At 66.6% G+C, this 5,560-nt stretch carries 5 protein-coding genes and 1 tRNA gene; 5 read left to right on the forward strand and 1 reads right to left on the reverse strand.

The window, feature by feature from the left end:
• Nucleotides 1-613: 613 nt before the first annotated feature.
• The 5 genes from KU893_RS22305 to KU893_RS22325 all read left to right on the forward strand — a co-directional run bounded on the left by KU893_RS22305 (nucleotide 614) and on the right by KU893_RS22325 (nucleotide 4,890).
• Entirely contained in the window at nucleotides 614-1,573 is a 960-nt protein-coding gene (locus KU893_RS22305; protein WP_218237000.1) for a hypothetical protein, read from the forward strand.
• A 4-nt stretch (nucleotides 1,574-1,577) separates the two neighbouring features.
• On the forward strand, nucleotides 1,578-1,793 hold the full coding sequence (locus KU893_RS22310; RefSeq protein WP_218237002.1) for a hypothetical protein: 216 nt from the start codon (nucleotides 1,578-1,580) through the stop codon (nucleotides 1,791-1,793).
• 116 nt (nucleotides 1,794-1,909) lie between these two features.
• A protein-coding gene (locus KU893_RS22315; protein WP_218237004.1) for an IS3 family transposase occupies nucleotides 1,910-3,087 on the forward strand; the annotation gives its coding sequence in 2 pieces (ribosomal slippage) (nucleotides 1,910-2,194 and nucleotides 2,197-3,087; 1,176 coding nt in all).
• Nucleotides 3,088-3,264: 177 nt separating this feature from the next.
• Nucleotides 3,265-3,340 (forward strand) — tRNA-OTHER (locus KU893_RS22320).
• Nucleotides 3,341-3,675: 335 nt separating this feature from the next.
• Nucleotides 3,676-4,890, forward strand: coding sequence for a tyrosine-type recombinase/integrase (locus KU893_RS22325; RefSeq protein ID WP_218237006.1), 1,215 nt, complete (start codon nucleotides 3,676-3,678; stop codon nucleotides 4,888-4,890).
• Between the two features lie 239 nt (nucleotides 4,891-5,129).
• On the opposite strand, the gene KU893_RS22330 is transcribed toward KU893_RS22325, so the two are convergent.
• Nucleotides 5,130-5,474 (reverse strand): hypothetical protein, encoded by a 345-nt coding sequence (locus KU893_RS22330; RefSeq protein WP_218237008.1) that lies wholly within the window; start codon nucleotides 5,472-5,474, stop codon nucleotides 5,130-5,132.
• Nucleotides 5,475-5,560: the final 86 nt, after the last annotated feature.

Consider the following 5,560-nt stretch of genomic DNA (forward strand, 5'->3'; position numbering starts at 1 on the left):
ATGCACGATGAGTGGATCGCGGGCGACCGCCGCTACCTGTCCGAAGGATCCATGGCGAAGCTCTACGAGACCAGCGATACTGACCCCGTCGCCGCCATCGAGAGCAGCGACACGTAGGCACCGAGGACCACCTCAAGCCCACCACCCCACGGGGCTCTGTCTTGCTGAGCGGCCCGTCCTCGGCCGGCAGGCTCAGCGAGCAGTGCCACACGTGAGCGTCCCGGTACCCCGTGACGACAGTCTCGGCGGTCTGCGGATCCTGCTCGGTGACCTGCGCGAACTGCGCCGCCTGGCGATGGCCGTCGCGAAGGTCCGCTCGACCCGATCGGCGTTCGGACCACCGGCAGCGGCGGAGCACACTCCATCGCCGGCGCCGCCGCGGCCTCACTCGTCCGGCCGCGATGCGCCAGACTCCGGCCGCGGCCTGGAGCGATGCCGACGACCGTGCCGGCGGGATTCTCCACGCAGGTTCGGCGTTTTCCGCACGCCCTCACCAGTTTTGCCGCGATAGTTCCAGGGTCATGGCTGGGGACCGTCGATGGCCCTTTGGCTCCGATTCGAGAATTCGAGGGACTTGATGAAGTAGGTACGGATCATCCTTGCGCTCTGCCTGGTGCCGCTGGTCTTCAGCTGGGCAGCTGCGAGTGCCAGCGCCGAGCCAGCTGAGCCGACTCCGACCGCGCAGGCAACCGAGGAACCCACGCCGACCGAAGAACCCACGCCGACCGAGCCCGTTGAGGAAGACACCGCAGGATGGTTCGGCTATGCCGGCAGCAGTGTCACTGCGAATGCTCTCGCCAGCTTCCTGCTGGGAGAGGGCAACACCGTCGGTGGCGCAATCGACCTGCTGATGAAGATCATCGCGCTGCCCGACGCGGTCTTGGCGCCGGCGACGCCGACAAAGATCCTGGGCATCCTCACGTCTGCGGTCACGCAGATCGACCTCGACCTTTCTGAGATTGTCACTGACCTCACCCACGCCGTCGCGGCCAATCCCGAGGATATGGTCACTCCGGCCGCGGGCGACGACAACACCGCGGATTCGTTCGCGACTCCGCTGGCGACCGCACCCGACCGCGCGGCGCAGTCCAAGAACGGCGAGCCTAAGGCGAGCGGCCTCTACGCCTGGGAACTCCACGGCACTCGGCCGACCAACATCTACTACGGCCACATCAACAAGAAGGGCGGATTCGTGACCGACGGCCACTTCAAGGAGGAGTACGCCGTCAACACCTACTTCAGTGACGACATGTCGCTCTACATCGCCATGTGGCCCGGCAGCGGTCCACTTGTGTACTTCAGCGGCCACAAGGCGAAGCTCATGCAAGACATCAACAACTTGCCCGACAGCAACGTGGGCACCTTCGATTGCACGACGGGGGGCGGCTCCACGATGCTCGGCTGCAGCGCGCAGAAGAACATCCCGAACACAATTGGCGCCTGGTACTACGTCGAGCAGGTCTACAGCGGGCGGTGGGGTGCCCACACTGCCTCGTGGAAGATTCAGACCCGTCGCGCCAGGAAGGTCGCTATCAACAACAACCAGTTCGATGCGTTCTACTACGGAGGATAGGTCGATGAACGTCAGCCAAGATGACGTGAGAAGCGCGCTTCAAGCGGTCTACGAACGGCCGCGAGACGTGGTCGACCTGGCCATCGAAGCCGTCGACCAAGAGGACTTCATGGAGCTCCTCATCGAGCGCCTCGGCCTGACCGCGGCCCAGGCTACAGTGGTCATCGACGTTCCGTTTCGTCGCTTGAACGCTGACGTCCGAGCGAGGTACGGACCGTGAAGTTCGCGCGCCGTTGACTGCGCGCCGCGGGAGCGGAACGGCCAAGTGGGTCTGCTGCACGGATAGGTGACATCTGATCTGCGTCGATGTGTGTCGACGCTGGAAGGATGTGCATCATGCCGAAGGCGTTCCCCAAGGAGTTTCGCGAGGACGTGATCCGGGTCTACCGCGACTCCGATGCCTCCCTCGCGCAGGTCGCGAAGGACTTCGGCATCTCGCCGTCGTGCCTCAAGCGCTGGATCACCATCGACGACCGCAAGTCGGCAAACCCCTCGACGGCAGCCCAGGCCGCGAACGAGTCCGAAGCGCTGCGTGAGGCGAACAAGCGGATCAAGCTCCTCGAGCTAGAGAACGAGGTCCTCCGCCGCGCAGCGGCGTATCTCTCCCAGGCACACCTGCCGGGAAGATGATGTACCCGCTCGTCCGCGAGCTCGCCGCCGGCGGCATCCCCGTCGCGGTGAGGTGCCGGGTCCTCAAGATCGCCCGCCAGCCCTACTACCGCTGGCTCGCGGCCCCGGTCACCGACGCCGAACTCACGGCGGCCTACCGGGCCAACGCGTTGTTCGACGCCCACCGCGACGACCCCGAGTTCGGCTACCGGTTCCTCCTCGACGAAGCCCGCGAAGCCGGTGAGCCGATGGCGGAGCGGACCGCATGGCGCATCTGCTCCGACCTCGGCTGGTGGTCGGTGTTCGGGAAGAAGCGCGGCCGCAACGGCAAGAAGCCGGGCCCGCCTGTCCACGACGACCTGGTGGAACGGGACTTCACCGCCGATGCTCCGAACACGTTGTGGCTCAGCGACATCACCGAGCACTGGACCCGCGAAGGCAAGCTCTATCTCTGCGCGATCAAGGACGTCTACTCCAACCGGATCGTCGGCTACTCGATCGACTCACGGATGAAGTCGAGGATCGCGGTCGCTGCGCTCGACAACGCCGTCGCGCGCCGCAACGCCGAAGGCGTGGACGTGGCCGGCTGCGTGCTGCACACCGACCGTGGGTCGCAATTTCGATCCAGGAAGCTGGTCCACCAGCTCAACCGTCACGACATGGTCGGCTCGATGGGTCGAGTCGGCGCGGCCGGCGACAACGCCGCGATGGAGTCGTTCTTCTCGCTGCTGCAGAAGAACGTCCTCGACCGGCGGACCTGGAACACCCGCGAGGAGCTGCGGATAGCGATCGTGACCTGGATCGAGAGGACCTACCACCGACGCCGCAGGCAGGCCGCTCTCGGCCGGTTGACCCCCGTCGAATACGAGCTGATCATGACACCGGCCGCCACCCAGGCGGCCTAACCGAGACTGTCACCAGTCCGTGCAGCAGACCCCCTTTGGTCCGGCTCAACATCGGCTCATTCAAGTCGGCCCCGAAGAGCATGTACGGCTCGGCGCGACCGGCTCCGACTGAAGGCGACAGGCCGGTGAACGGCGCTCTGACCTGCTACTTTGAGGATATCGAGGTGTCGGCCGTGGGCGCGCCGGGTCGGCGCCGGTCACCCCATCTGATACGGATCAGAAGGTTTGGGGTTCGAATCCCTACAGGCGCGCAACAGTTTGCGCAGGTCAACGCCGGGTTGGCCTGCACCGGATCGGGACAGTCGTCCCGTTGTCCCATTGCGGATCCCATTAACGATCTCGTCGTCAGCGACACCTGATCCGGTTGATCCACCGAGGACGCGGGCGCATCGTGGCCAGATGACCACCGATCTCGCTTCTCCATCAGGTCCTGATGCTTCGCCGTTGGCCGTCGCGGGCGCTCTTGGCCCGCATCGACGCCGGCGTGGGGACGGCACCCAACGCGAACGCCGGCCCGGGACGTGGGAGGTCCGGGTCCCCGCCGACGTCGACCCGACCACCGGAAGGACCCGACACCTCTCGGTCACCGTGCACGGCACCGAGGCCGACGCCACCGCCACCCGAATCCGGCTCCTGGCCGCCGGCCGCCCAGTGGTGCCGCCACCCGACCGGGTCACCGTCGACTACCTGCTCCAAGCCTGGCTGGCCGCCGACCATCCCTGGAAACCCTCGACCTACGTCGGCTACATCTCGAATGCCCGCGCCCTGTCCCGCGACCCCCTCGCGCAACGGCCCGCCGCAGCCCTGTCGCCCCACGAGATCCGGCAGCGGCTCGCGGCGTGGCAGACCGCCGGCTCATCCGACGCCGTCCTGGCCGCCCGGTTCCGTGCCCTGCGGGCCTGCCTGACCTGGGCCTACAACGAACGGCTCCTCGACACCCACCCGCTGCGGCTGATGCGCGGACCACACCGCGCCTCACCCCGCCAAGCCCTGAGCGGCGACGAAGTCCGAGCCCTGCTGCTGACCGCCGAGATCCGGGTCCTCGAAGCCCAGGCCAACCTCCCACGAAGCACAACCACGGCAGCGCCCGCCGACCCTGCCAGCGCCGCGGCACGCACGGCCGCTGCCGTCGCGAGCTCCGCGGCCTGGCGCCGCCTCCGGGTTGCCGAACAGGACCTCCTCCTGGTGCGCCTGGCAGCCGACAGCGGCGCGCGTCGCGGCGAGCTGGCCGCGCTGCGGTTCGGCGACCTGACCGGACGAGTGCTGCACATTCAACGCGCCGTGTCCGCCGGACAGCTCACGACTCCGAAGTCCGGGCGCGGCCGGAGCCTCGCCCTGGGCGCCGACACCGCCGCGTTGTGGCATCGCCTCCACGACGACTGGAGCCGTCGCTACGCCGACGTCGGTGGCTTCGCGCGGGAAGTGATGCGCGACGGCCGTGCGGCGGTGCGTCTGGGACCGTGGCTATTCAGCGCTGACGCGAGCCACCAGCGTCGTCTCGGCACGGAGGCGCTGGGTCATCGCTTTGAAGACCTCCGTGACGCCGCCGGTGTCCCGACCGCGACACTGCACCGGCTGCGGCATACGGTCGCGACGTTCCTAGTCTCCCAGGGCAAGATCCTCGAGGCCCAGGACCGCCTCGGCCACGGCGACGCCTCCACCACCCTTCGGGAGTACTCCCACGCTCTCCCCGGCCGTCACGAGGTCGTCGCTGACGCCATCAACATGTTCCTCGACCTCGCGAAGGATTCCAGCGGTGACCTCGGGGCGCGAACAACTTCGCACCTTGATCCAGAAGATTAGGACGTCGGTTCGATACGGACAGGCGGCTCTAGAAAGGCATCAGAGCTGTGGAAACGCAGGACGGAGGCCTTCCTGCTCCTCGTGGGGTGCAACGGTCGTGACGCGTTTCACCGATGTGAGTCGATTGAAATGCTCGGTCGTTTGAGCCGGTCGGATGCGGGAGTAGTTGGTCGGGGCTTGCTCGGAGGGAGGGTGGAAGCTCCCGCCGGAAGTTGCCGAGTGACGAACTGCTCGGTCGCCTACAACACCAGCCGCCTGGGCGCCGCCGCGCTCGGCAGGTTCTTCTCGAAGTCATCCAAGATCTTCACGAGCCGCTCGATGCTCGCCTCGTGCTTCACCTGCCGGGCGTAGGCCAGAACAAGGTCGCGGTCGTATGCGCCAGCCTTCGACAAGTCCTCCAGGTAGCTCTTCGTCAGCTTGACGTCGATGCTTTTGGTCCAGCCGTTGTAGCCCTCGGTGACGATGCCTTCCAGCAGCTTGGTGGTTTCCTCATCGAGTCCTGACTCCATGACCTCGCCGGTCAGGATGTTGTACGCCTCGTTGGGGGGTGTCAGATGGTCTGTGTAAGGGGTCGGTCTCAGCAAAGGAACGATGATGACTGCTGTGACCGAAGGGACCGGGCGACCGGACTACAAGAAGGCCGCTGCTGCTCGGCGTGCTGACCGCGCGG

This window comes from Nocardioides daeguensis (assembly GCF_019192965.1).
Classification (GTDB): Bacteria; Actinomycetota; Actinomycetes; order Propionibacteriales; family Nocardioidaceae; genus Nocardioides; species Nocardioides daeguensis.

Bases quoted from the DNA above. Each gene is read 5' to 3' on its own strand.
- KU893_RS22310 (WP_218237002.1), top strand. From the start codon at position 1,578: ATGAACGTCAGCCAAGATGACGTGAGAAGCGCGCTTCAAGCGGTCTAC.